Here is a 24,359-nt window from a genome sequence, read left to right as displayed (position 1 = left end):
TCCGGTTAGAATGCGTCCGATCTTAGCATAACTTCATGTCAGAGTAGAGAGGGTGTCCGTGTCGTCATTAGCTGAAAGCTACCAGAATTTTCTTGCCCAGACCCAGAGCTGGTACCTGCAACACAACCTGACGTTGCAGGCATGGTCGGCCGATCCAACCCACCCGGCACCTGGCCAGTTGGCAGTGCTTGAAGACAATCAGGTAAGCTGGCAGCCGGTCAGGCAGCAACCGCCGGCTGATTTCAGTAACGTAGAGCAGGCACTGGAGCTTACCTTACACCCTGATATTAAACAGTATTACAGTTTATATTATGGTGCAGGCCTTGGCGCTAGCCATAGTCGTGGCCCGTTGCAACTTTTAATGGTTTGGGATCAGGCTGATGTTGCAAGGTTGCAGGAAAATATTATTGGTCACATCTTGATGAAACGTCGCCTAAAGCAACCTGAGACGGTGTTTTTCGCGATAACCGATGACGACAGTATCGTTCTGTCAGTACTAAACAGTACCGGCGAAGTGTATCTTGAAACGGTCGGTAAAGATGTGAAAGAAAAACTGGCCAGTTCTTTAAGTGATTTTTTCAGCCAGCTTTCTCCGGCGGCTTATCAGGGAGGCTGACATTCCCAGGCAATATTGCTAAGCAAAGAACAGCGGTCACATTTAAAATCAAAAATCTCCAGTAGCGGCGTTGTCAGTCGCCAGTTTTCACCACAACCCGGGCAAGGCTTATCAGCCTCGGTTGTGCAGTTTTTGCTGCTGCCACTGTACAATGCATAATAAACAGGTAGCTTGTTTTGTCTCGCAAGGTTTTTTGCCAGCTTCCGCCCTTGCTGATTAAGACTGCTGTTTAACTGTTGCAGGCTGTTTTCTGCGGCTTTTCGCAGCACCCTTTGCTCTTGCTGCTGAATTTCATCCAGCGCCTGAAACTGAATCTGCCAGCGGATTAGCGTCTCGTGATCCTGTCCTGCGGCTGGTTGTAGCTGATACAACGGCAGTGGCGCCAGATCTGCCAGGTTTCGCAGAGGTGAGCACATATCACTGAAGGTCGTAAATAATACTAATGCATCTGCCATTGAGTTGCTGTTGTGCTGCGACATAATATCCATGCCCAGCACTTTTAATTGCGGATAGGCCAAACCGGCCGCTACTAACTGTTGCTCTGCCTGTCGTGCCCGCGGGCTAATGTTAGCACGCTGCAATGCATCGGTGGTCGGAATGACCAGCCGGCAGCAAAAACTATCCTGCTGCCAGGCAGTTGGGAACTCCCGGCCAATAACATTGCCATTGAAAATCAATGCCTCATGAAATTGGCGGATAGCTTTTTCGGCACGGCTGAAATCAGTGTCAGCGATAACTTTATAAGTTAATTCAGCCAGATACATTTTGCTGTTCCAACAGGGCAAGGATCCTGTCCAGTTTGGTTTCAATGCGCTGTAACTGCTCAGTAATATCGGTGGTAGCAGGCGCTTCAGTACTGTGCTCCGGTACCGATTGCTGCTCCGGTATATCAGCCGGGGCTTGTTGGCGCCAAAGCTGATAGGCTGCAAATAGTGCCGGTGCGGTCACCTGGCCGCTTAAGCGTGCTTTAAACAACGCCAGGCTTGGGGTTTTGCCCTCCTGGCGCAGGCGGGCAGCAGTTTGGTGTAACAGATCGATTGTCGAGCTCATTAATTTTGCTTAATTTCACTAATAATTGGTTAAATTTAGCATCAGCCTTAAATGATAGATAGAGTGTTTTGGTTAAATTATTGATTTTTATAGAAAATAAAGTTGGTATTGAATTTGCAAAACTTGCTGCCGTAGCGGGCGCGAGCCTGTGCTTATTAAAACTTTTTAACAGAAAATAATAACGAACGGAGTATTAGAATGATTATCAGAACCCTGAGCTTGCTGGCACTGAGTGGCTTACTTACAGGTTGTGTGGTAGCGATTGGCGATAAAGATTATGACGGTTCGGATGACGCAGACAAAGAGTGGCGAAAGACACAGCGGGAAAATCTGGCTCAGATTAATCAGTTACAACCCGGCATTGCATTTAATGACGTGATATCGCGTCTGGGTAACCCGGATTTTACTGAGTTTCTGGTAAAAGATGGCGAGCAGATACAGGTACTGTTTTACCGCACCCAGCACAAACGCAGTGATGGCAAAACCACCAAAGATGAATGTACTCCGCTGGTTTTCATTAATAATCAGCTGCACAGCTGGGGCGACAAAGCATACAAGCAATTATAATTGCTGGCAGGTGGGACTTTTACCCGGTTAGCGCTGATTAGTATCAGCGCAGCTGGGTATTAAGCTCATCAATTATTTCTGCCCAGTCAGCATCCTCTTTCAGAGATTCCCGGATAAAACTGGCCTGAGCCGCACTCCAGAACGGTGCGTCCGCCAGTGCTACATGGCCAGGCAGCTTGTGCCGGCTGATAAAGCTTTTAATCGCGTCAGGTTTATTGTCCAGCCCCAATTGCATAAATAAATTGGCCATATTGTGGTTTGATGTGTCCATTACTATCTCCTTATCTGAGCCGTTAAGCAGTTTAATAGTCAGTATTCTTAAGCATAGTCAGTACTGAAAAATTCACCTAACAGATAGCTGCGCAAAGCCTGAAAAGACACTTGGCAACAAGTAAACCGGCTGTTATTGTGGTTGAAAAAACAACAATAAGAGACAGCTGATGACAGCAATACTGAATACCTTTAATCCGGACCAGTTAAAAGCCGCGCTGCTAAATGGCGAAGAGTTGAAATTGGCTGCATCACTTTTATATCAGTCTTATCACGATGATCCGTTGTTTTTAACTATTTTCAGAGGCGACACAGCAGATTACGAACAACGCTTAAGGTCTGCTATCCGCGAAGAGTTGAATACGTTCTGGCAGGCACGGCAGCCAATTGTCGGCCTGTTTCACGCGCAACAATTGCTTGGCGTTGCCTGTGTGGTAGGGCCTGACTCTGGAATTGGCAGTAACCGGTTGTGGCACTGGCGCCTGAAGATGCTGTTGACAGCCGGTTTTGTCTCTACCCGGCAAATGCTGGAGAAAGAACAGCGTATCCATTCTGCCATGCCCTATCAGCGTTACCACATGCTGGCTTTTATTGCAGTATCACCTAAATATCAGCATTTAGGGCTGGGCCATTACCTGATCCACGCCGTCGACAGCATCGTTGATGAAGATAAAAGCTCCAGCGGCATTGGTGTCTTTGTCACCCTTGCCAAGTATCTGCCTTTTTTTGCTGATGATCAGTATCAAAAAGTGACTGAACTTGCGTTTGGTTCGGTGAGTGGCAGCCTGATGTTCCGGCCCCGGCAAAGTAAGGCTGAGCCGGCGTAAACAGGAGAGCAATGATTATGTCAGGCTTTAACAGCTTTCAGGAGTTTTACCCGTATTATCTGAGCGAACATCGCCATCCTGTTTGCCGCGCAATGCATTACACAGGCAGTAGTCTGGTTATTGGGGTGCTGCTGTATGCCTTAATAACCCGGCAATGGCACTGGCTATGGTTACTGCCGTTTATTGGTTATGGCTTTGCCTGGTTAGGTCATTTTGTGTTTGAACATAACAAGCCAGCGACCTTTAAATACCCGTTATACAGTCTGGCTGCTGACTGGGTTATGTTGAAAGACTTTTTGACAGGCCAGCTTAAACGAAAAATGCCACCGCCTTAAATCCGGTGTGCTGGCAAATTAAACGCGGCCAGCCGCATGCCACTTAATACCAGTTCTGCCGGATACCGGCTTTCGCCATCGGCACTGAAATCGACCTGATACAGGGTTGTGAAACGAAGCCTGCCGTTAATTTTGCGGAAGCTGTGACCATTACGGCCGCAATCGAGCATTTGCAATTGCTGCTGCTGACAAAGCTGTTTTGCCAGCAGGCGGGCGCGCTCATCCTGCTTGCGCTGCAACCAGAACAGATAACAAACTGTGCTGATAAACAGCAGTAATAACACCGGACCCATATTTTTCTCCTGGAATGACTAACGGATAATGCTGGCGAAATTGGCCATTTACAAGTGCTGGCCGTTGTTTATGCTTATGGTAAACTACCTGGCATACAATGAGGTAGTTATGTCAGAAGTGGTTAAATCTCTACTTATTCAGCTTGAAACCGAATTAAAACAACAGCAGTTATGGAGCAATGCCGCGCCGGCCGAGGCCGCTTTGGCCAGTACCTACCCCTTTTGCTGTGATACCTTACGCCCGGAGCAATGGCTGCAATTTGTGTTTTTGCCAAAGCTCTGGTGTTTACTTGAGGCGGGGCAGCCTTTACCGGCTAAAGTCAGGGTGCTGCCATATGCTGAAGAAGCGTTTAAAAGCCGGGGGCTAAGCGTACAACCGCTGTTAACGCTTATCGGGAGAATTGATAACACCCTGACAGGACCATCATGAGTTCAGCTGAGCCTTTTAAGCTGTCGGCGCCGTTGTCCGTGATATATCAGGATCAGTATCTTGTCGCGGTGGATAAACCCAGTGGCATGCTGGTGCATCGCTCATTTTTGGACAAGCATGAAACCGTTTTTGTCATGCAAACATTGCGCGATATGCTCGGTCAGCATGTGTTCCCGGTACACCGGCTGGATCGGCCAACGTCAGGTGTGCTGGTGTTTGCCTTATCTGCTGACGTAGCAAGGCTGCTTGGTCAGCAGCAGGAACAACAATTGTGGCGTAAATATTATCTGGCTGTGGTCCGGGGGTTTTTACCCGCAGCAGGCCAGTTAGATTATCCGTTAAAGGAAGAGCTGGATAAAATTGCTGATAAATTCAGCCGCAGCGATAAAGCGCCACAACAAGCTATTACCCGTTACCAGCCATTACAACAGGTTGAATTGCCCATTCCGGTCAGTAAATATCCGGCAGCGCGTTATTCGCTGGTAGCTTTACAGCCGCTGACGGGACGAAAACATCAGCTACGCCGGCATCTGGCTCATTTGCGCCATCCGATTGTTGGCGATACCAGCCATGGCGATGGCAAGCATAACGCGCTGTTTAAGCGGCATTTTAATTGCCGGCGTTTACTGCTGTTGGCAAAACAGCTGCAGTTGCCCCATCCGGTAACAGGCGAAACTTTACGATTTTCTGCCGGTCTGAACGAACTTGAACCGCTGTTTAATCATTTTGGTTGGCCGCTGGATGAACGCTATTATCAGCAGCAATTTGCTGCACACTTTCTGGAGGAAAAATGGCAAAAATCGCCCTGATTGTGGGTTCTGTGTATGGTGGTGCCCAGTATGTTGCTGAGCAGGCCGAATCGATGCTATCCGGTGCCGGCCATCAGGTGCTTCTTTTTGAGGAGCCAAAGCTTGATGAGGTTATGGCAGCTGATGCCAAAGCCTGGCTGGTCATAACCTCGACTACCGGGCAGGGGGATATACCTGATAATTTGCAGCCGTTTTATCTCGATCTTAAAAACCGCTTTCCTTTGTTAAGTGGCAAGCCGTTTGCCGTGGTGGCGCTCGGAGACAGTAGCTATGATACTTACTGCGGTGCCGGAGAGCAGATGCGCGAACTGCTGACAGAGATTCAGGGTAACGAGCTGGCGCCAATGTTAAAGATTGACGCCTGTGAAACGCTGGAGCCTGAAAACGTTGCGCTGCCCTGGATAGAGCAGCAGATTAAAAAAATCTGAGTAAAGCAATGCTGACACCGCCTGTCAGGCAGATAAGCACTGTGGCGATTATCATACTTCTGGCCAGCGGTTTGCTGCCTAAAACTATCACCATACCGCATTTAACCAAGGTATTGCTTAACGCTGCTACGGTAATAGCACCAGCAGCAAGTGTCAGGCTGCCAGTAGTGGAGCGTGCGTAATCGGCCATTGATAGGGTAATGGCATCCACATCAGTAAGCCCGGCAACGGCCGCTAGTAAATACAGGGTTTCACTGGGCGTATACAGCTGGGCAAATTTTACCAGTAGCAGGATGACGGCAAAGAAAAGTCCGAATTTTATTGCCGCAATCAGGCTGAAAGGGTTTTTGACCGACACTTCACTTTGCTCTGGCCGGGCCATTTGTTGTTTACTGCCCCGCCAGTAAAACATGCCTGCCAGTCCCGCTGTCGTTGCTGCCATGGCACCAAAGGGAATAAGCAGCAAGGGTAGCAACGGTTTGAATACGATAGTAATAGTTACCAGCACCCGGATAAACATCACCAGCCAGGCAAGCAGGATGCCGGTTGCCTGGGTATCCGCTGCCATGTTATTGCCTTGTGTTTTACTATTTCTGGCAAAGCTGAGCGTGGTGGCGGTGGACGACGCCAGACCGCCAGTAATGCCGGTAACCACAGTACCATGTGCTTCTCCGAGCCAGCGAACTGCAACATAGCCCAGCAGCGACATCGCTGAAATTAATACTACCAGTAACCAGAGACGGTACAGGTTTAACGCCTGCCACGGGTCTACCGGTTCATTTGGCAGTAAAGGCAGCACAATAAAGCTGGCAATTAATAACTTCATAATCGCGTATAAGTCATCATTGCCAACTTTATCTACCAGACCGTGCAGTGGTTGCTTAAACGTCAGAATGGCAGATGTTAAAATGCCCAGCATAACGGCAAGTTCAGTGTAACCATACATTACAGCACCGCCCAGCAAGCACACGGTAATGGCGCTTATTTCACTGGTTAAACCTCCGAATTCGCGGCGATGGCGGTTTTCCACAATGAATGCCACGCTGGCCACTATCCCGACAATAAGCACCACCATAATAAATAACCAGGCCGATTGCAGATGCAATGATAACCAGGCAGACACTGCGCCTGCCTGGGCAACCAGAATAAAGGTTCTTAAGCCACCAAAGCTGCCGGGTTGTTCATTGCGTCTGTGTTTTTCGCGCTCCATTCCTACCAGGGCACCCAGTAACAGGGCAATTAAAAACTTCTGAACCAGTTCAAAATCAAATGCATTCATATTGTTCGATACTCTTAACAGTACTTATCCAGTTTACGATACTGAGCGTGGCCGGGGCGCTGTTGCTCGGGATCATTTTGCAGGGCCAGTTTATCAACCCACATTGCCGTTGCGCCGCAAACCGCAATGGGCATAACAAACAAGTTAAATAACGGTATCATGCAAGCGAAATTTACCATAATGCCAAAACTGAAACTGCTGGCAGGCTGACGGCGCAGTTGAGCGCGCATCAGATTAAAGTCGATTCGGTGGTTATCAAAGGGGTAGTCAAGATACTGGATTGCCAGCAACCAGCTGGTAAACAGAAACCACAACAGCGGGCCAAGTACCGGTAAGAATAAAAGTAGCAAAAATACAATAATCGCCCTGGGCAATGCGTAGCGCAATTTTTGCCATTCCCGGCCGAGCATACGGGGGATATCTTTTACAAAACCATTAAAACCGGGCTCAGGTAACGTTTTTCCCGTTAAATGTGCTTCAACCTTTTCACTTAACAGACCGTTAAATGGCGCGGCAATAAAATTGGCTACCATGGTAAAGCTGTAAGCCAGACCAATTACCAGTGACAGTACGCCAAGAGGGATAAGCAGATACTCCAGCCAGTGCAGCCAGGCGGGCAGGTAGTGTTGCATAGCCGCAATCATTGCCTGAACCTGTTGCATCAGCAGGTAAAATGCGGCTGAAAAAAGTAGCAGATTTATCAACAATGGGATAAGTACGAAGCGTTTCAGGCCTTTAGTGCCCATCAATACTGCACCCTGAAAAAAATAATGCATGCTTGCTCCACTTTAAGCTCTATCAGACGGTTGCTGGCAGTATAAGATGCCGCAGGCAAATTGTGGCTGAATGAGCGAGGTTTTTAGTAACAGAATATATCGGGGCAGCAAACAGTGCTGGCCTAACTGTGTTTTTTTTATGCTAGAATGCGCGCTGTTTTTGTCATATGGGTTGTTATATCCCGGCACACTATGACAGCACTGTCGGTTAGTTTGATAAACAAAGGGTGAAAAATGGCAATGTTTGGCTCAGCGCTGGTATTTGGTTTAACCACACTTTTTTTTCTGGCAGGCCTGACCTGTCTGATTTCAGCATTGTTAGTGCCCGCTGACGGCGGCGCAGAAAAACGCTTTGAAAAGCGGCTCGAATACAGCATCTTTGCTGTTGCCGGACTGGTTGGTTTTACAGTGCTGATGATATTTGGTTAGGGTTGTGCTGGTTGCTCCTGAAGGGCAGCGGCTGCAGCCTTTCAGGAGCAGTGCGGTCAGTGTTACTCTACGCTGCGAAGCAGGGCATTGATTCCCACTTTAGCCCGGGTCTGGGCATCGACTTTTTTAACAATAATGGCTGCATATAAACTGTGGCTGCCATCTTTGGCTGGCAGGGTGCCAGGCACGACTACAGCACCTGCTGGTACCCGACCGTAACTTATTTCGCCGGTTTCACGATCATAAATCCGGGTGCTCTGGCTGATATATACGCCCATAGATAACACCGCGCCTTCTTCAACGATAACGCCTTCAACTACTTCAGATCGGGCACCGATAAAACAGTTATCTTCAATAATTGTTGGGTTTGCCTGCAGCGGCTCCAGCACGCCACCGATACCCACACCGCCGGACAGATGCACGTTCTTGCCAATCTGGGCGCAACTGCCAACAGTAGCCCAGGTATCTACCATGGTGCCGTCGCCCACATATGCGCCAATATTAACGTAGCTTGGCATTAGTACAACGTTTTTGCCGATATAGCTGCCCTGACGGGCCGCAGCAGGTGGCACAACCCGTACCCCATCGGCACGAAACATGGCATCAGTATAATTGGCATATTTCATTGGCACCTTATCAAAAAAACGGTTTTCAGCGCCATCCATTACCGTGTTGTCGTTAATCCGGAATGATAGCAGTACCGCCTTTTTCAGCCACTGGTGGACAACCCATTCACCAGCAATCTTTTCGGCAACCCGCGCCTGGCCGCTGTCGAGCAGTGCTATGGCCTGTTGCACGGCCTGCTTAACGTCAGCAGCTACAGAGCCAGGGGTAATGTCGGCGCGAAGCTCGAACGCATTTTCGATAATGCTTTTTAAATCTGACATGGTGTTATTTTAGCCTTCTGTTTCCTGTGAGAGTTGTGATATCAGAACCCGTCTAAGCTGGCTTTGCTCGTCGCTGCTCAGCGCCTGATCCTGTGCATTTGATAACATAAAAAAGTCTTCAGCCCGCTCACCAATGGTGGTGATTTTGGCGGCATGAATATTGACGCCACAGCGCTGGAATACCTGACCGATATCGGCCAGTAAGCCAGGCGTATCCAGGGCCGCAATTTCAACCATGGTGCGCTGTTTAATATTGCCGGGTAAAAATACCACTTTAGGCGGCACGTTAAACTGACGCATCTGGCGCGATAGCCGTGGCTTTTGTCTGGATAAATCGGGCTTGCCGGCAATATAAAGCTCAAGTGCCCGTTTTATGCTGGTTAATCTTGACGGTGAACTAACCGGCTCGCCATTTTGCTCCAGAACAACGAAGGTATCCATGGCATACCCATCTTTATTGGTCATTATCTGAGCATCAAAAATATTGACTTTTTTACTGTCGAGCGCAGCCACCAACCGGGCAAACAAACCTGGTTGATCCGGGGTATAAATAAATACCTGGGTACCACCGCGAATTGGTGTTTTACTTATCAGAACCAAAGGTTCGCTGCGGTTCTTATGCCGCAGAATATGCTCGCAGTGCCAGACAATTTGTTTGGGGCTGTAACGGGCAAAGTAGTCGGCTTTTATCCGGCTCCAAAGATGCAGGATTTCAGATTCAGTAAAGGTTTGCTTTATCAGCAGCGGCAGGGCTTCGCTCTGGTTTTCACGAATTAAGTCGCGTAAATCCATTGGTTTTTCCAGACCCCGGCGAAAGGCTTTCTGGGTAGCCAGAAACAATTCACGCAGTAACGACCCCTTCCAGTCATTCCATAAATTGTCATTGGTGGCGCGGATATCCGCCAAAGTTAAACAATACAGATAATTAAGCCGGGTTTCATCGCGTACTTTTTCCGCAAATTCAGTGACTACAGCCGGATCATGAATATCCCTGCGCTGCGCAGTAACCGACATCAGTAAATGGCTTTCAACCAGCCAGGCCACCAGTTTACTGTCAAACTCACTTAATTTATGCAGTTTGGCAAATTCGCGCACGTCCATCGCGCCCAGCTCCGAGTGATCGCCACCACGGCCCTTGGCAATATCATGAAAAATGCCGGCAAGGTAAAGCAGTTCGGGCTTTTCCATGCGTTTAACGATATCGGTACAAAGCGGGAATTCACTTTCATGTTCCGGTTGGGTGTACTTATACAGGTTTTTCAGCAGACGGTGAGTATGTTCATCTACCGTATATGCATGAAACAAATCAAACTGCATTTGGCCAACAATATTGCGCCACTGTGGTAAATAAGCAGCCAGCACGCCATAGCGGTGCATTAAAGTAATGGCCTTGTCCATGCCGCGCGGATGACGCAGCAGCGCCAGAAATAACTGACGACAGGCTTCATAGTCCTGTAAATCGCCCATCAACCGCCGGCGAACCTGGCGCAGTAAGCGCAGGGTAGTGGAATGAATACCGGTAATATTAGAGTTATTGGCGATATGCCAGAACAGCCGAAGCAGGTTGTCGCGACGAGCGAAAATCGCGTTGTCACGGGCTTTAATTAAATGACCACTCAGCTCAAAATAGTCGTCCAGCTGTTGTACTTTTACTTTGCTGCCCTGATTTAAAATACTGCCTTCAAAATGTTGCAGCAGCATTTCATTAAGCTCACTGACCCGTTGTACGGTCCGGAAAAAACGCTTCATCATCCGCTCGACTGACGCTTTACCATCGGCACCAAAGCCTAGTCGCTGCGCCGCAGCAGGCTGGTAGTCAAATAAAATCCGGTTTTCATTGCGGCCTGCTTCAATATGTAAGGCAAAACGCATTTGCCACAGGTAGGCTTCGCATTCCATCAGTTCCTGATATTCATCCTCTGTCAGGTACTGATAAGCCACCAGTTCGCGCATGGTCCGGGTATTAAAATGCTTTTTGGCCACCCAGCCAATCGTCTGTATATCACGCAAACCACCCGGATTCGCTTTCAGGTTAGGCTCGAGGTTATACGCGGTGCCATGATACTGGGCATGGCGTTGTTGCTGTTCATGCCGTTTGGCCTGAAAGAACTGCTGACTGCTCCAGAAATTATCACCATTAATTTCCTGCTGTAACTGCTCAAAAAGCGGTTTGTTACCGGTTAGCAGCCGCATTTCCAGTAAATTGGTAGCAATGGTAATGTCGTCTTTACCGAGCTTTATGGTTTCTTTCAGGGTGCGGACACTGTGGCCGACCTCTAAACGCAGGTCCCATAAACTGGTAATAAAGCTGGCAACGGCGTCTTGTTGGCTGCTGGTTAAACGCCGATCAGATAAGATCAGTAAATCGATGTCGGAATAAGGATGCAGCTCGCCGCGGCCATAGCCACCTACGGCAATTAAGCTTAGATTATGTTCTTTACTCAGCTCATAGTGCTGCCAAAGCTGGCTTAATACGGTATCAATAAAACGGGCGCGGGCTTTAACCAGACCGTTGATTGGCTGGTGCTCAAAGCTACGCACCAGCCAGTCATGAAACTCACTGAAATGTTTTTTATAGTTTTCCAGCGAAAAACTGGTAGGCAGTGACCGGTTAAATTGCAATGTTTGCGTCATGCGACTCCCTGCTGAGCGAATAGTAAGCGGTTACTCTGCCGTTAAGTGGCGTTCCAGCGTCTCATCACTGCGAAGTGTCAGAATTTCACAGCCGTCGTCGGTAACCAGCAAAGTATGTTCAAATTGGGCTGATAAACTGCGATCTTTGGTCACAACGGTCCAGCCGTCTTTCAACATTTTGCTTTGGCGGGCGCCGGCATTAATCATCGGTTCTATCGTTAAACACATGCCGGTTTTTAATACTTCGCCAGTACCGGGCTTGCCATAATGCAATACTTGAGGGTCTTCATGAAAAACCGCACCTATACCATGACCGCAGTATTCGCGAACCACAGAGTAGCTATGTTTTTCAGCGTGTTGCTGAATTATATGGCCAATATCGCCCAGTCGTACGCCATTCTTTACCTGCTTTAACGCCAGATATAAACACTCCTGGGTTACCCGGATCAGGCGCTCTGCCATGATGCTGGGCTTTCCTACCACAAACATTTTAGAAGTATCGCCATGATAGCCATCTTTAATAACAGTGATATCAATATTGATAATATCGCCGTCTTTTAACGCTTTATCATTTGGAATGCCATGACAAATAACCTGATTTACCGAGGTGCAGATTGATTTAGGAAAACCATGGTAATTAAGTGGGGCAGGAATGGCTTGCTGCTCATTAACAATGTAGTCATGGCAGATGGTATTTAGCTCATCGGTGGTTATGCCAGCTTTAACATGAGGCCCGATCATTTCCAGCACTTCAGCTGCCAGACGGCCAGCTACACGCATTTTCTCAATTTCGGCGGCGGTTTTAATATTTGCTGTCATCAACACTCTCTCTGTTACTGCAGTTACGGACATTATGACTGCTGGAAAAACACACATTTCGTTGTGTTTGGCAGCTTACTATGGTATAAAGCGCGCCGCAAATTAGCAAATTGCATTGTACTTTTCTTTTCCGGGCGCCGAAGCTTATTTTTGATAACTTCTGGTTCTTAGTTATAAAAAGCCGATGCGCCGGTTTGCGAAAACCAAACTTAAATTTTAAATAACACACATGCATCGACACATAGTCCGGGGTGCCTGCGCAATAGCAAAGGTCGGGATATGGGATGCATGGAGGCCTAACCCCTAAACAGGAAAATTAATCATGGCAAAAGTTTCTATGCGCGACATGCTCCAGGCGGGCGTGCACTTCGGTCACCAAACCCGTTACTGGAACCCAAAAATGAAGCCGTTCATTTTTGGTGCCCGTAATAAAGTTCATATCATTAACCTTGAGCAAACCGTACCGATGATGAATGACGCGTTAGCGTTTATTCAACAGGTATCTGCCAAGAAAGGTAAAATTTTATTCGTTGGTACCAAGCGTGCCGCGTCTGAAGCCATCAAAGAAGCGGCAGCGAAAGTTGACCAATTCTATGTTAACCACCGCTGGTTAGGTGGCATGCTGACTAACTGGAAAACCGTTCGTCAGTCAATTAAACGTTTAAAAGACCTGGAATCGCAAAGCCAGGACGGTACTTTTGACAAGCTGACTAAAAAAGAAGCTTTAGACCGTACCCGTGAAATGGACAAGCTGGAAAAAAGCTTGGGCGGTATCAAGGACATGGGCGGCTTACCAGACGTATTGTTTGTGATCGACGCTGACCATGAACATATCGCGATCAAAGAAGCCAACAACCTGGGTATTCCGGTAGTATCAGTAGTTGATACTAACTCAGATCCTAAAGGTGTTGACTATGTGATCCCAGGTAACGACGACGCTATCCGCGCTATCCAGTTATATCTGGCGGCGGTAGGTCAGGCTATCCAGGAAGGTCGTGACAAAAACATCGAAGTTCAGGCGGAAGCTGAAAGCTTCGTTGAAGCAGAATAATTTTTCTGTCATTTAAGCCTGTCAGGCTTAAGACAGAAGACCTTTGCAACAGGGGCAATATTGCCCCTGTTTGTCCAACCGGAATTAACACGAGGAAGCTCCCATGGCTGTAACTGCGGCTTTAGTAAAAGAACTTCGCGAGCGCACTGGCGCTGGCATGATGGATTGTAAAAAAGCATTGGAAGAGACTGGTGGCGATATCGAAGCGGCCATTGATGCGATGCGTAAAAGTGGTTTAGCGAAAGCAGCCAAAAAAGCCGGCCGTATTGCTGCTGAAGGTGTAATTATTACCCGCGTTGCTGACGGTTATGGTTTAGCAGTTGAATTTAACTGTGAAACTGATTTCGTTGCCCGCGATGCTAACTTCCTGGCCTTTGCTAACAGCGTTGCTGATTTAGCTCATGCCAACAAGTTATTCACTGCTGAAGCTATTTTAGCTGCTGACTTAAATGGTACTTCAGTTGAAGATACCCGCGCTACTCTGGTTGCTAAAATTGGTGAAAACATCAATGTACGCCGCGCTGCTGTTGTTGAAGGTGACGTAATTGGTCAGTATGTTCACTCTGGCCGTATCGGTGTATTAGCGGTGCTGGAAGGTGGCAATGAAGACGTAGCGAAAGATGTTGCTATGCATGTTGCAGCAAACAACCCAAGCTATGTTAACCCTGAAGATGTGTCAGCTGAAGTGGTTGAGCGTGAGCGCCAAATCCAGATCGATATCGCAGTAAACAGTGGTAAGCCAAAAGAAATCGCTGAGAAAATGGTTGCCGGTCGTATGAGTAAATTCACTGGTGAAGTGAGCTTAACGGGCCAGCCATTTGTTAAAGACCCGTCGATCAGCACTGGCGAGTTTTTAAAGCAAAACAGCGCTAAGGCTTTGTCTTTCATTCGTTTAGAAGTAGGCGAAGGTATTGAAAAGAAAGAAGAAGACTTTGCTGCTGAAGTAGCTGCACAAATCGCTGCGGCGAAAAAGTAATTTGCGCTTTAGCAATTTACTAAAAACCGCTAGAATAACCGCGACCTGAAGTCGCGGTTTTTTTTTGTCTTTTATCCAGCACGTTTTCAGCACTAGGGGCACCTATGAGTATCAATCCGAAACCAACCTACCGACGCATCCTGTTAAAATTAAGCGGTGAGGCCCTGATGGGCGATGAAGGCTTTGGCATTGATCCAAAAGTACTGGACCGGATGGCGCAGGAAATTAAAGAACTGGTTGAATTAGGTGTGCAGGTTGGCATCGTTATCGGCGGCGGTAATATATTTCGTGGTGAAGGTCTGGCCAAAGCCGGCATGAACCGGGTAGTGGGCGACCATATGGGTATGCTGGCAACAGTGATGAATGGCCTGGCAATGCGCGATGCACTGCACCGGGCTTATGTTAATGCCCGGATGATGAGTGCTATTCCGTTAAATGGCGTTTGCGACAACTACAGTTGGGCTGAAGCGATCAGCTACCTGAAATCAGGCCGGGTTGTCATTTTTTCTGCAGGTACCGGTAACCCGTTTTTTACCACCGATTCTGCAGCATGCTTAAGAGGCATTGAAATTGAAGCCGATGCGGTGTTAAAAGCCACTAAAGTAGAAGGAGTTTATTCCGCCGACCCGGTAAAAGATCCGGCGGCTACACTATACTCCCAGCTAACCTATACCGAAGTACTGGATAAAGAATTAAAAGTAATGGATTTGGCAGCATTTACCCTGGCAAGGGATCACAATTTACAAATCCGGGTGTTTAATATGAATAAACCCGGTGCACTGAAGCGGGTAATAATGGGAGAGCAGGAAGGCACTGTTATCGACCACGCAGAAAATTTACAGTAAACTAGCGGCTCTTCTGGCCGTGGCGACATGATATAAAAGGATAACGATCGTGATAAACGACATTATTAAAGACAGTAAAGTAAGAATGGAAAAAAGCGTGGATGCGCTTAAATCACAATTAAATAAAGTGCGCACTGGCCGTGCTCACCCCAGCTTACTGGACGGAATTCAGGTTTCTTACTACGGTGCAGACACGCCATTACGGCAGGTTGCAAATGTCTCGATTGAAGATGCCCGGACCCTGAGCATCAGTGTGTTTGACAAAAGCCTTGTGCAAGCGGTTGAGAAGGCCATAATGGCCTCAGATCTGGGGTTAAATCCGATGTCTGCCGGCACCAGTATCCGGGTACCCTTACCTGCGTTAACTGAAGAACGGCGCAAAGATTTAGTAAAAGTAGTGCGGGCTGAAGCTGAAGGTGGCCGGGTTGCGGTGCGCAATATTCGCCGTGATGCCAATGCTGAATTAAAAGCGCTGTTAAAAGATAAAGAGATCAGCGAAGACGACGAGCGCCGTGCAGCAGATGAAGTGCAGAAAGTTACCGATACTTATGTAAAAAAAATTGACGAAGTGCTGGCTGACAAAGAAAAGGAACTGATGGAAGTTTAATCTGGTCAACCATTAGCAGATAATGGCGCCGTATCGGCTAGGCTGTGCGGCGCTTTTTATTATGGTTTGATAACAACAGAAACCATAATGCAGTGTTAAAGTAATACAAAAGGACAGGTCTAATTCTATGACTGCAGAGTCGCAGATCGGGCAGCAGACGTTACCACGCCATGTCGCCATAATAATGGATGGCAATGGTCGCTGGGCGCAACGTCAAGGGAAGCCAAGGGTATGGGGCCACAAAAAGGGCGCGGAAGCCGTTCGCCGGGCAGTCAGTTTTTGCCGGCAATTAGGTATTCCATCGCTGACACTTTTCGCTTTTAGCAGCGAAAACTGGCGACGTCCGCAAGCAGAAGTTGAGACCCTGATGCAACTGTTTATGCTGGTGCTAAAAAAAGAAGTTAAAAGCCTGCACAAACATAACGTAAAGTTGCAGATAGTTGGCGACATATCAGCATTTGATCAGAAACTGCGGGCCAGCATTTCTGCTGCCGAAGCATTAACTGCTGATAATACCGCTATGACATTAAATATTGCAGCAAACTATGGTGGCCGCTGGGATATGCTCAATGCTGCACGCCAGCTGGCTGTTAAAGTGCAAAGCGATGCGCTGTTGCCCGAAGCCATTACTGAGCAATTGCTCGCTGAACATATGCAGTTGCACGATCAGCCTGAACTGGATTTGCTGATCCGCACCGGTGGCGATTTACGGATCAGCAACTTTTTATTATGGCAGGCTGCTTATGCAGAATTGTGGTTCACTGAAACCCTGTGGCCTGATTTTGATAAAAGCGTATTTGCTGATGCCATCGCCGCTTTTGTTAACCGCGAGCGCCGTTTTGGCTGTACCGGTGAACAAATTCAGGCCATGCTGCACAATAAAGGATAACGAGATTGTTTAAACAACGAGTATTAACTGCCTTATTGCTGGCACCTCTGGCTTTACTGGCGGTATTTTATTTACCGCTGGCTGGATTTGCGTTGTTTGTGTCTGTTGTATTTACCCTGGGCGCCTGGGAATGGAGTGGCTTCTGCGGGCTGGCAAACCGGACAATGCGTGCTGTTTATACTGGTTTAACGGCCATACTGTTTGGGCTGCTCTATATTTTACAGCCAATAGCACTGCAATATCTGTTCGCCGACACCTTTACCCTTACCCTGATTGTTGCCGGTATTGTCTGGTGGTTACTGGCCGTTGCGCTGGTATTAACTTACCCTCGAAGTCAGGGATACTGGGCAGGCCGCGACTGGTTAAAAGCATTGCTGGGCTGGCTTACTTTGTTACCAGCCTGGAGTGCAATTGTTTTTGTGCGGGGCCTGGATTATCCGCAGGATACCTTTACCGGTGGCTGGTTGTTATTTGGTTTGCTGGGTCTGGTATGGGCAGCTGATATCGGTGGCTATGTTATCGGTAAGCCGTTTGGTAAAACTAAGTTATTGCCTAAAGTCAGCCCGGGAAAAACGCTGGAAGGAATGCTTGGCGGCATGCTGTTCGTGCTGTTGCTGGTTAGCGCAGTGGGTTACTGGCAAAACTGGCCCGCCGTCATGCCATACTGGTACCTGGCAGCCATAGTGTTGGCAGCGCTTTCGGTATTTGGTGATTTAACTGAAAGTATGTTTAAACGTGCTGCGGGCAAAAAAGACAGTGGCGTCTTCCTACCGGGGCATGGCGGCATTCTTGACCGGATAGATAGCCTTACTGCCACTGCACCGCTTTACGCCATACTACTTGCTTTATTCGGTGGTTTTAATTGATGCGACAGGTGGTTATTTTAGGTGCTACCGGTTCAATTGGCTGCAGTACTTTATCAGTGCTGGCCATGCACCCAGAGCAATTCAGGGTGTTGGCGCTAACGGCTGCCAGCCAGACTAATAAGTTATTAGCGCAGTGTCTTGAGTTTAAACCGCGCTTTGCGGCAATGCTCTGTCCAGACGCAGCTGCTGAACTTAAAGCAGCGCTGAAAAGCCATGGCAGTGTTACCGAAGTGTTGGCCGGGCCAGATGCTATTACGGCACTGGCGGCCCACCCTGATGCTGATATTGTCATGGCGGCTATTGTAGGGGCAGCGGGTTTATTGCCAACCCTGGCGGCAGTTGAGCAGGGTAAAACAGTATTGCTGGCAAACAAAGAGGCATTGGTGATGTCAGGCGAGCTGTTTATGGACAAAGTGGAGCAGCACGGCGCGACACTTCTGCCAATTGACAGCGAGCATAACGCCATTTTTCAATGCCTGCCGCTGGCTGCTCAGCAAGCGAAGCCAAGGCCCGGGCTTGTTCAGATGGGGATCTCAAAATTATTACTGACAGGCAGTGGCGGCCCTTTTCTGACCAGGCAACTCAATACCCTGGATACGGTCACAGTGGCTGAAGCGGTTGCTCATCCAAACTGGAGTATGGGCCAGAAAATATCGGTCGACAGTGCGACAATGATGAACAAAGGGCTGGAGTTCATCGAAGCCCGTTGGCTGTTTAATTGCGCACCGGATGATATCGAAGTGGTAATTCATCCGCAGAGTATTATCCATTCCATGGTGCAGTATACTGACGGTTCAGTGCTGGCCCAGCTTGGCCAGCCTGATATGCGCACCCCAATTGCCCACGCTCTGGCGTTTCCGAAGCGGATTAGCAGCCCTGTCAAACCACTTGATTTCAGCCAGTTAGCTAATTTTAGTTTTAGCAAACCTGATCCTGAGCGCTACCCCAATTTATATCTGGCAATCGCTGCCTGCGCCGCCGGACAGGGGGCAACCACTGCACTGAATGCCGCGAATGAGATAGCGGTAGCGGCATTTATTAACGAACAGATCCGTTTTACTGACATTGTACGTCTGAATGAAAAGTCTCTGGCACATTTCCTTAACTATGCTGCCCGCTCACTGGATGATATAGTAGCGCTCGATTTTGAAGCCCGCGCTTACGCGCAGCAGCTGGTAAGGACGTTTAATTAATGACGGTTTTTTTGTGGAATGCCTTTACCTTTGTGGTTGCGTTAGGGTTATTGGTTACCGTGCATGAGTTTGGTCACTTCTGGGTTGCCCGCAAAAACGGCGTACTGGTAAAGCGTTTCTCAATTGGTTTTGGTAAAGCACTGTTCAGCTGGCGGGACCGTCAGGGTACGGAATTTGTTATTGCGGCTATTCCGCTGGGCGGCTATGTAAGAATGCTGGATGAGCGGATTGACCCGGTATTACCGCAGTTTGCAGATCTGGCGTTTAATCATAAAACGGTATGGCAGCGAATGGCTATTATTGCTGCCGGGCCAGCGGCGAATTTTATTTTTGCCATTTTTATCCTGTGGCTGATGTACTTAATTGGCGTGCAGGAAGCAAAGCCGGTTATTGCAGCCGTCCAGCCGCAGTCAATTGTTGCCGAGGCGGGTGTGCATGACAATGAGCAAATTGTCAGTGTTAACGGCCACAATGCCAGAGATTTGCGCAGTACTAATTTGTTGTTGGTGGAGCAGTTAGGCCGGCCCCGGATGACGTTAGGCTTGCAAGATGTTGGCTCTGGCCGGCAGCGACAAGTTGAGCTTGACCTCAGCGACTGGCAATTTGATCCCGAGCAGCAAACGGTTTTTGCCAGCTTAGGCATTAAGCTGATGCAGCCAGAAGCAACCACCGAGTTAGCCCTGGTGGTGCCTGAGTCGGCTGCAGAGCGGGCCGGTTTGCAAAAGGGTGATATTATCAGGCGAATTGACGGCCAGCAGATCACAGACTGGCCAATGCTGGAGAGGCTAATCCAGCAAAATGCTGAACAGACTTTGTTACTTGAAATCAGCAGATCAGGCCAGAGCCTTGAACTTGAAGCAACGCCCGAGCTCTTAACGCGGGAGGATGGCTTTACTCAGGGCATGTTAGGTATCCAACCTGTGGTTACACCCTGGCCTGAAGGGATTGTGTACACCCAGCGCTATGGTGTTATTGGGGCAATAAGCGAGGGGGTTAGCCAAACCTGGCAACTAACCCGGCTCAGTTTTGCTATGGTTGCCAAACTGCTGACCGGCGATGTGTCTGTTAAGCACTTAAGCGGGCCTATCTCAATTGCCCAGGGGGCAGGAGATACTGCCAGTATGGGCCTGATAGCCTTTTTAGCGTTTCTGGCGCTGATTAGTGTCAATCTGGCCGTTATTAATTTATTGCCATTACCCATTTTGGATGGTGGCCATTTAATGTATCTTGTGGTGGAACTAATACGCGGTAAACCTGTCTCTGAGAAGGCGCAGGAAATAGGTTTTCGCTGTGGAGCTTTAGTCCTGCTGATGTTAATGGGAATTGCGCTGCTCAACGATATTTCTCGTTTGTAATAAACTAATCATAAGTAGTTCAAATAATGACAATTAAACGATTAGTAGCTGCGATGTTACTTGCCACTGGCAGTAGCTCCGTGCTCGCTGAAGAATCATTTACCGTACAGGATATCCAGGTTGAAGGCCTGCAGCGCGTTGCGCTCGGTGCCGCCCTGAATAATCTGCCGTTTACTATTGGCGACACTGTGACCGAGTACAGTTTGTCCCGTAGTATTAAAACGCTTTACAGTGCCGGACACTTTGACGATATCAGGGTGTTCCGTGATGGTAATACTATTATTTACCGGCTTAAAGAGCGGCCAACCATCAACAGCATTGAGTTTGATGGCAATAAAGATATTAAAGAAGAGCAGCTGAATGAAAGCCTGGCCGGTAACCGGGTGCAGGTTGGTGAGCCGCTTGATAAAACGATTCTGAAAAGCATTGAAAATGGCTTAACCGAGTTTTACCACGGTGTCGGTAAATATCAGGCTAAGGTAGAAGCGAAAGTAACTTATTTACCCCGCAACAGAGTTAACCTGAAACTTGAATTCGATGAAGGTGACGCGGCCTCTGTCCGACAAATTAATATCGTGGGTAATACGATTTTCTCTAATGAAGAGTTACTGAATCAAATCGAATCAAAACAAGATTTACCCTGGTGGCGCTTTTTATCATCAGATCGTTACCAGAAACAAACCCTGCAGGGCGATTTTGAAACGATAAACAGCTACTACCTGGACCGCGGTTATCTGCAATTTGATATAACGTCATCACAGGTATCTGTTAGCCCGGACAAAACAGCCGTTTATGTTACCCTTAATGTTGATGAAGGCGAGCAGTATAATATTCGCGATGTCAGTTTTGTTGGTGATCTGATTGGCCAGGACGCGGTAATTGAAGCAATTTTACCGTTACAAAAAGGCCAGTTGTATAACGGTGCGCTGGTTACTTATACCGAAGAAAGTATCGCTAAGCTGTTAGCCCGTTTTGGTTATGCTAACTCGAAAGTGCGGACAATTCCTCAGGTTGATGAAGAAACGAAGGAAGTCGATCTAACAATCAGTGTCGATCCGGGTAAACGGGTTTATGTACGCCGGATTGAGGTTAAGGGTAACGCCAATACCCGCGACGAAGTTATTCGTCGAGAGCTGCGGCAGATGGAAGGTGCCTGGCTGTCAAATGATTACCTTGAACTCTCTAAAAACCGGATCCAGCGCCTGCCCTATATTGAAGATATCAGCTTTGAGACCATGCCCGTAACCGGTAGTGATGATCAGGTTGATGTGCTTTTTACCATGAAAGAGCAGCCATCAGGCAGTTTTAATGCCGGTATTTCCTATGGTAGCTATCAGGGTTTGTCATTTGAAGTTGGCGTACAGCAATCAAACTTCTTCGGTACCGGTAACAGTGCCGGCATCAGCTTAAGCACGAATAAGTATCAGAAAAGTATCAACCTCAGTTACACCGATCCTTATTACACATTGGATGGTGTAAGCCTTGGCGGTCAGCTGTTTTACTCAGATATCGATTACAGTAGTGCGTCATCTAACCTTGAAGCTTATAACCAGCGGCGTTACGGTTTTGGCGCCAATGTGGGCTACCCGGTTAATGAATTTAACCGCTTAAATTTTGGTGCAAATTACGTTGTAAATAAAATTAACTCTATCCAGGAATATGATCAGCTGCGGCATTTCCGTGCCGTGTTGCTTGATGAGCAAAACCCGGATGGCGGCTATAATTTTACCAACTACGAATTCAGCACCGGCTGGACTCACAGTACCTTAAACCGTGGTTTGTTCCCTACTGCCGGTCGCATGTTAAATCTGGTGCTCAGAGCCACTACGCCAAATTCAGATTTACAGTATTACAAAGTGCAGTTCGAAGCTCAGAATTATATTCCACTTAGCAACGATCATCGCTGGTCGTTTCGCAGCAAGCTTGAGCTTGGCTATGGCAATGGTTACGGCGATAAAAATGGTTATGACTATACGTTACCATTTACCGAAAATTTCTATGCGGGTGGTTCAAACCTACGCGGTTTTGAAAACCGGATTATCGGACCTCATGCTATTTTCCGTTATCCGGGCGTAATACCAGGTATTCCTGACCCGGTAAACGGTGGTGTTATTTTTCCTGAAGATCCGGCTGGCGACAACTATATTGTGTCGGCCCGGTCTATAGGTGGTAATGCGATGGGTGTGTTGACGTTAGAGCTAATTACACCCACGCCATTTATCAGTGATGAGAACCGCAACTCTGTCCGGACCAGCTTATTTGTTGATGCAGGAAATGTCTGGGATACTGAATTTGATATTAACCGATATGCTAATTTAGTGCAGGACAGGTCTGCGTCCACTGGTCGTGGGGTGCAACCTTTCCTGATTGATTATGCCGACCCTAGTTTGATTCGGGCCTCAGCTGGTGTATCTTTACAATGGATTTCACCAATGGGCCCGCTAACGTTCAGTCTTGCCAAAATCATCAAGAAGCAGGAAGGTGATTTGCAGGAAAACTTCAGTTTTAATATTGGTACAACTTTCTAAAAAAGGTATAGGGAAAATGATGTTGAATAATAAAGTAGCTAAAACCGCAATTATGTTAGTCGCCACATTGTTGATGGCAGGTACAGCCGTAGCAAAAGAAATGAAAATTGCGTTTGTCGACATTCAGGCAGTAGCGGCTCAGATCCCGCAGTCAGCAACTATTCAGGAAAATATCCGCACTGAATTTGCAGCAAAAATTGATGAAATGAGCAAACTGGAAAAAGACATTAATTTTAATATTGAGAAGCTGCGCCGCGACGGACCGACTATGAGCGAAGCGCAGCAACAAGAGCTGGCAGCGAAGGTGCAAGAGCAACGTCAACAGTATGAAGCAACTGCCCGGCCGTTAGATGAGCAAATTCGGGCCCGTCAGAACGAAGAGCGCAACAAGATTTTAGCGATGATTAAAACTGCTATTGATGTGGTTGCAGAGCGTGAAAAGTTCGATGTGGTACTGAATGCCGGCGCTGCAGTTTACGCCAAGCCAGAATATGATATTTCTGATGCCGTAGCGGCACAGGTTAGCAAAGCGAAGTAAGCTGGTGAAATCATTAGCTGAACTCGCCGGGTATCTTGATGCTCAGCTTATCGGAGACGCCGCTTGCGGCGTTTCTGCCGTTGCGACTCTGGAACATGCCGGTGCCGGCACTATCAGCTTTCTGGCCAATAGTAAGTACCGTAAGTATCTCAGTCAGACAAAAGCGACAGCGGTGTTAATAAAAGCAGATGACGTGCCTTTTCTGGCTCCTGGCGTAAGTGCGTTAGTCGTAAACGATCCCTATGTTGCATTCGCGCTGATTGCGCAGATGCTGGACAATACACCTGCTGTTGCCACTGCTATTGCGCCGTCTGCTATAATTGACGCCACGGCAGTATTGGGTGAAAACTGCGCAGTGGGGCCTAACGCCGTAATCAGTGCTGGCGCAGTGCTGGGTGATAACGTTCAAATCGGTGCAGGCACCGTCGTCGGGCAGGGCGCGAATGTTGGCTCGGGAAGTCGGTTGTGGGCTAACGTAACGGTTTATCATAATGTCATTATTGGTAAAAACTGTTTGGTTCATAGCGGCGCAGTGTTAGGCTCAGATGGTTTTGGCTTTGCCAACAAAGCTGGCAACTGGTTAAAAATACCCCAGACTGGGACGGTGCTGATTGGCGACAACTGTGAGATTGGTGCCAATACCACCATTGATCGTGGTGCAATAGAAGATACCGTAATCGGTAACAACGTGATTATTGATAACCAATGCCAGATAGCTCATAACGTTTGTATCGGTGATCACACAGCTATCGCAGGCTCAGCCAGCATCGCTGGCAGTACCACAGTAGGCCGCTACTGTGTAATAGGTGGCGGCGTGGGGGTAAATGGTCATATCGAAATAACAGACGGTGTTCAGATCACAGGTATGTCGATGGTAACCCGTTCGTTGACAGAGAAAGGGGTTTACTCGTCAGGCATGCCGGTAGCAGCCAACGCTGAGTGGCGTCGGAACACAGCTCGTCTGCGCCAGATGGAACAGTTGTTTCAGCGGGTAAAACAACTGGAACAACAATTACAGCAATTAAGTCGTGATGGACAACAACCATCGACAGAGGATTAATT

The 24,359-nt window shown here is 48.0% G+C and carries 28 protein-coding genes; 19 read left to right on the top strand and 9 right to left on the bottom strand.

The window, feature by feature from the left end; translation table 11 throughout:
- The first annotated feature begins 58 nt into the window (after positions 1–58).
- On the top strand, positions 59–616 hold the full coding sequence (syd, locus tag KQY15_RS03885; RefSeq protein ID WP_217667364.1) for a SecY-interacting protein: 558 nt from the start codon (positions 59–61) through the stop codon (positions 614–616).
- Here the strand turns inward: syd and KQY15_RS03880 are convergent.
- Together KQY15_RS03880 and KQY15_RS03875 are read right to left on the bottom strand one after the other, a co-directional pair.
- Positions 604–1,380, bottom strand: coding sequence for a DUF2310 family Zn-ribbon-containing protein (locus KQY15_RS03880; protein ID WP_217667362.1), 777 nt, complete (start codon positions 1,378–1,380; stop codon positions 604–606). The two genes, syd and KQY15_RS03880, sit on opposite strands and share 13 nt — an antisense overlap.
- A complete protein-coding gene (locus KQY15_RS03875) occupies positions 1,367–1,666 on the bottom strand; it encodes a hypothetical protein (protein ID WP_217667360.1) in 300 nt (99 codons plus the stop codon). The genes KQY15_RS03880 and KQY15_RS03875 overlap by 14 nt, the downstream gene beginning before the upstream one ends.
- A 198-nt stretch (positions 1,667–1,864) precedes the next feature.
- On the opposite strand from KQY15_RS03875, the gene KQY15_RS03870 reads away from it, so the two are divergent.
- A complete protein-coding gene (locus KQY15_RS03870) occupies positions 1,865–2,233 on the top strand; it encodes a DUF3192 domain-containing protein (protein WP_217667358.1) in 369 nt (122 codons plus the stop codon).
- A 43-nt stretch (positions 2,234–2,276) separates the two neighbouring features.
- Here KQY15_RS03870 and KQY15_RS03865 read toward each other — a convergent pair whose 3' ends face one another.
- Positions 2,277–2,504: a DUF2789 domain-containing protein gene (locus KQY15_RS03865; protein WP_217667356.1), complete on the bottom strand. Its 228-nt coding sequence runs from the start codon at positions 2,502–2,504 to the stop codon at positions 2,277–2,279.
- 169 nt (positions 2,505–2,673) lie between these two features.
- Here KQY15_RS03865 and KQY15_RS03860 point away from each other — a divergent pair, with 169 nt between their 5' ends.
- Both KQY15_RS03860 and KQY15_RS03855 read left to right on the top strand, forming a co-directional pair.
- The gene (locus KQY15_RS03860; RefSeq protein WP_217667354.1) at positions 2,674–3,330 is read left to right on the top strand and encodes a GNAT family N-acetyltransferase; all 657 of its coding nucleotides are present in this window, start codon (positions 2,674–2,676) and stop codon (positions 3,328–3,330) included.
- 17 nt (positions 3,331–3,347) lie between these two features.
- The gene (locus tag KQY15_RS03855; protein ID WP_217667352.1) at positions 3,348–3,665 is read left to right on the top strand and encodes an Mpo1-like protein; all 318 of its coding nucleotides are present in this window, start codon (positions 3,348–3,350) and stop codon (positions 3,663–3,665) included.
- Here the strand turns inward: KQY15_RS03855 and KQY15_RS03850 are convergent.
- Entirely contained in the window at positions 3,662–3,958 is a 297-nt protein-coding gene (locus KQY15_RS03850) for a DUF3301 domain-containing protein (protein WP_217667350.1), read from the bottom strand. The genes KQY15_RS03855 and KQY15_RS03850 overlap by 4 nt on opposite strands.
- A 109-nt stretch (positions 3,959–4,067) precedes the next feature.
- Between KQY15_RS03850 and KQY15_RS03845 the strand changes: the two genes are divergently transcribed.
- The 3 genes from KQY15_RS03845 to KQY15_RS03835 are packed head-to-tail and all read left to right on the top strand — an operon-like array spanning position 4,068 to position 5,625.
- Positions 4,068–4,388, top strand: a complete 321-nt coding sequence (locus tag KQY15_RS03845; protein ID WP_217667348.1) for a YqcC family protein — start codon at positions 4,068–4,070, stop codon at positions 4,386–4,388.
- A complete protein-coding gene (gene truC, locus KQY15_RS03840) occupies positions 4,385–5,197 on the top strand; it encodes a tRNA pseudouridine(65) synthase TruC (protein WP_217667346.1) in 813 nt (270 codons plus the stop codon). Before KQY15_RS03845 ends, truC begins: the two co-directional genes overlap by 4 nt.
- Positions 5,179–5,625, top strand: coding sequence for a flavodoxin (locus KQY15_RS03835; RefSeq protein WP_217667344.1), 447 nt, complete (start codon positions 5,179–5,181; stop codon positions 5,623–5,625). Before truC ends, KQY15_RS03835 begins: the two co-directional genes overlap by 19 nt.
- Here the strand turns inward: KQY15_RS03835 and KQY15_RS03830 are convergent.
- Together KQY15_RS03830 and cysZ are read right to left on the bottom strand one after the other, a co-directional pair.
- On the bottom strand, positions 5,612–6,904 hold the full coding sequence (locus tag KQY15_RS03830; protein ID WP_217667342.1) for an MgtC/SapB family protein: 1,293 nt from the start codon (positions 6,902–6,904) through the stop codon (positions 5,612–5,614). The genes KQY15_RS03835 and KQY15_RS03830 overlap by 14 nt on opposite strands.
- 14 nt (positions 6,905–6,918) lie before the next feature.
- On the bottom strand, positions 6,919–7,680 hold the full coding sequence (cysZ, locus tag KQY15_RS03825) for a sulfate transporter CysZ (RefSeq protein ID WP_217667340.1): 762 nt from the start codon (positions 7,678–7,680) through the stop codon (positions 6,919–6,921).
- Positions 7,681–7,914: 234 nt separating this feature from the next.
- Here cysZ and KQY15_RS03820 point away from each other — a divergent pair, with 234 nt between their 5' ends.
- Positions 7,915–8,109, top strand: a complete 195-nt coding sequence (locus KQY15_RS03820) for a hypothetical protein (RefSeq protein ID WP_217667338.1) — start codon at positions 7,915–7,917, stop codon at positions 8,107–8,109.
- Positions 8,110–8,171: 62 nt separating this feature from the next.
- On the opposite strand, the gene dapD is transcribed toward KQY15_RS03820, so the two are convergent.
- The 3 genes from dapD to map are packed head-to-tail and all read right to left on the bottom strand — an operon-like array spanning position 8,172 to position 12,449.
- Positions 8,172–8,996: a 2,3,4,5-tetrahydropyridine-2,6-dicarboxylate N-succinyltransferase gene (gene dapD / locus KQY15_RS03815; protein ID WP_217667336.1), complete on the bottom strand. Its 825-nt coding sequence runs from the start codon at positions 8,994–8,996 to the stop codon at positions 8,172–8,174.
- 9 nt (positions 8,997–9,005) lie between these two features.
- Positions 9,006–11,630, bottom strand: a complete 2,625-nt coding sequence (gene glnD / locus KQY15_RS03810; protein ID WP_217667334.1) for a bifunctional uridylyltransferase/uridylyl-removing protein GlnD — start codon at positions 11,628–11,630, stop codon at positions 9,006–9,008.
- A 30-nt stretch (positions 11,631–11,660) separates the two neighbouring features.
- A complete protein-coding gene (gene map, locus KQY15_RS03805; RefSeq protein WP_217667670.1) occupies positions 11,661–12,449 on the bottom strand; it encodes a type I methionyl aminopeptidase in 789 nt (262 codons plus the stop codon).
- A 322-nt stretch (positions 12,450–12,771) separates the two neighbouring features.
- Here map and rpsB point away from each other — a divergent pair, with 322 nt between their 5' ends.
- The 11 genes from rpsB (at position 12,772) to lpxD (ending at position 24,357) form a co-directional block, all read left to right on the top strand.
- The gene (gene rpsB, locus KQY15_RS03800; RefSeq protein WP_019674885.1) at positions 12,772–13,500 is read left to right on the top strand and encodes a 30S ribosomal protein S2; all 729 of its coding nucleotides are present in this window, start codon (positions 12,772–12,774) and stop codon (positions 13,498–13,500) included.
- A gap of 103 nt (positions 13,501–13,603) precedes the next feature.
- Positions 13,604–14,476 (top strand): translation elongation factor Ts, encoded by an 873-nt coding sequence (gene tsf / locus KQY15_RS03795; RefSeq protein ID WP_217667332.1) that lies wholly within the window; start codon positions 13,604–13,606, stop codon positions 14,474–14,476.
- A 104-nt stretch (positions 14,477–14,580) separates the two neighbouring features.
- Complete coding sequence (gene pyrH, locus KQY15_RS03790) at positions 14,581–15,321, top strand: UMP kinase (RefSeq protein WP_217667330.1); 741 nt, start codon at positions 14,581–14,583, stop codon at positions 15,319–15,321.
- A 49-nt stretch (positions 15,322–15,370) separates the two neighbouring features.
- Positions 15,371–15,928, top strand: coding sequence for a ribosome recycling factor (frr, locus tag KQY15_RS03785; RefSeq protein ID WP_217667328.1), 558 nt, complete (start codon positions 15,371–15,373; stop codon positions 15,926–15,928).
- Between the two features lie 127 nt (positions 15,929–16,055).
- Positions 16,056–16,817 carry a polyprenyl diphosphate synthase gene (gene uppS / locus KQY15_RS03780; protein WP_217667326.1) on the top strand — a complete coding sequence of 254 codons (762 nt, stop codon included), beginning with the start codon at positions 16,056–16,058 and terminating at the stop codon, positions 16,815–16,817.
- Positions 16,818–16,822: 5 nt separating this feature from the next.
- Complete coding sequence (locus KQY15_RS03775) at positions 16,823–17,683, top strand: phosphatidate cytidylyltransferase (RefSeq protein ID WP_217667324.1); 861 nt, start codon at positions 16,823–16,825, stop codon at positions 17,681–17,683.
- Positions 17,683–18,876, top strand: coding sequence for a 1-deoxy-D-xylulose-5-phosphate reductoisomerase (ispC, locus tag KQY15_RS03770; RefSeq protein ID WP_217667322.1), 1,194 nt, complete (start codon positions 17,683–17,685; stop codon positions 18,874–18,876). The genes KQY15_RS03775 and ispC overlap by 1 nt, the downstream gene beginning before the upstream one ends.
- Positions 18,876–20,231 carry a sigma E protease regulator RseP gene (rseP, locus tag KQY15_RS03765; RefSeq protein ID WP_217667320.1) on the top strand — a complete coding sequence of 452 codons (1,356 nt, stop codon included), beginning with the start codon at positions 18,876–18,878 and terminating at the stop codon, positions 20,229–20,231. Before ispC ends, rseP begins: the two co-directional genes overlap by 1 nt.
- A gap of 26 nt (positions 20,232–20,257) precedes the next feature.
- Positions 20,258–22,759, top strand: a complete 2,502-nt coding sequence (bamA, locus tag KQY15_RS03760; protein ID WP_254795398.1) for an outer membrane protein assembly factor BamA — start codon at positions 20,258–20,260, stop codon at positions 22,757–22,759.
- A 16-nt stretch (positions 22,760–22,775) separates the two neighbouring features.
- The gene (locus tag KQY15_RS03755; protein ID WP_217667318.1) at positions 22,776–23,297 is read left to right on the top strand and encodes an OmpH/Skp family outer membrane protein; all 522 of its coding nucleotides are present in this window, start codon (positions 22,776–22,778) and stop codon (positions 23,295–23,297) included.
- 4 nt (positions 23,298–23,301) lie between these two features.
- The gene (gene lpxD / locus KQY15_RS03750; RefSeq protein ID WP_217667316.1) at positions 23,302–24,357 is read left to right on the top strand and encodes a UDP-3-O-(3-hydroxymyristoyl)glucosamine N-acyltransferase; all 1,056 of its coding nucleotides are present in this window, start codon (positions 23,302–23,304) and stop codon (positions 24,355–24,357) included.
- The last annotated feature ends 2 nt before the right edge of the window (positions 24,358–24,359 follow it).

The sequence above is a fragment of the Arsukibacterium indicum genome (assembly GCF_019100565.1).
Classification (GTDB): domain Bacteria; phylum Pseudomonadota; class Gammaproteobacteria; order Enterobacterales; family Alteromonadaceae; genus Alishewanella; species Alishewanella indicum.
The sequence above is the reverse complement of the archived record's forward strand: the minus strand, read 5'-3'. Positions and strand labels throughout refer to the sequence as shown.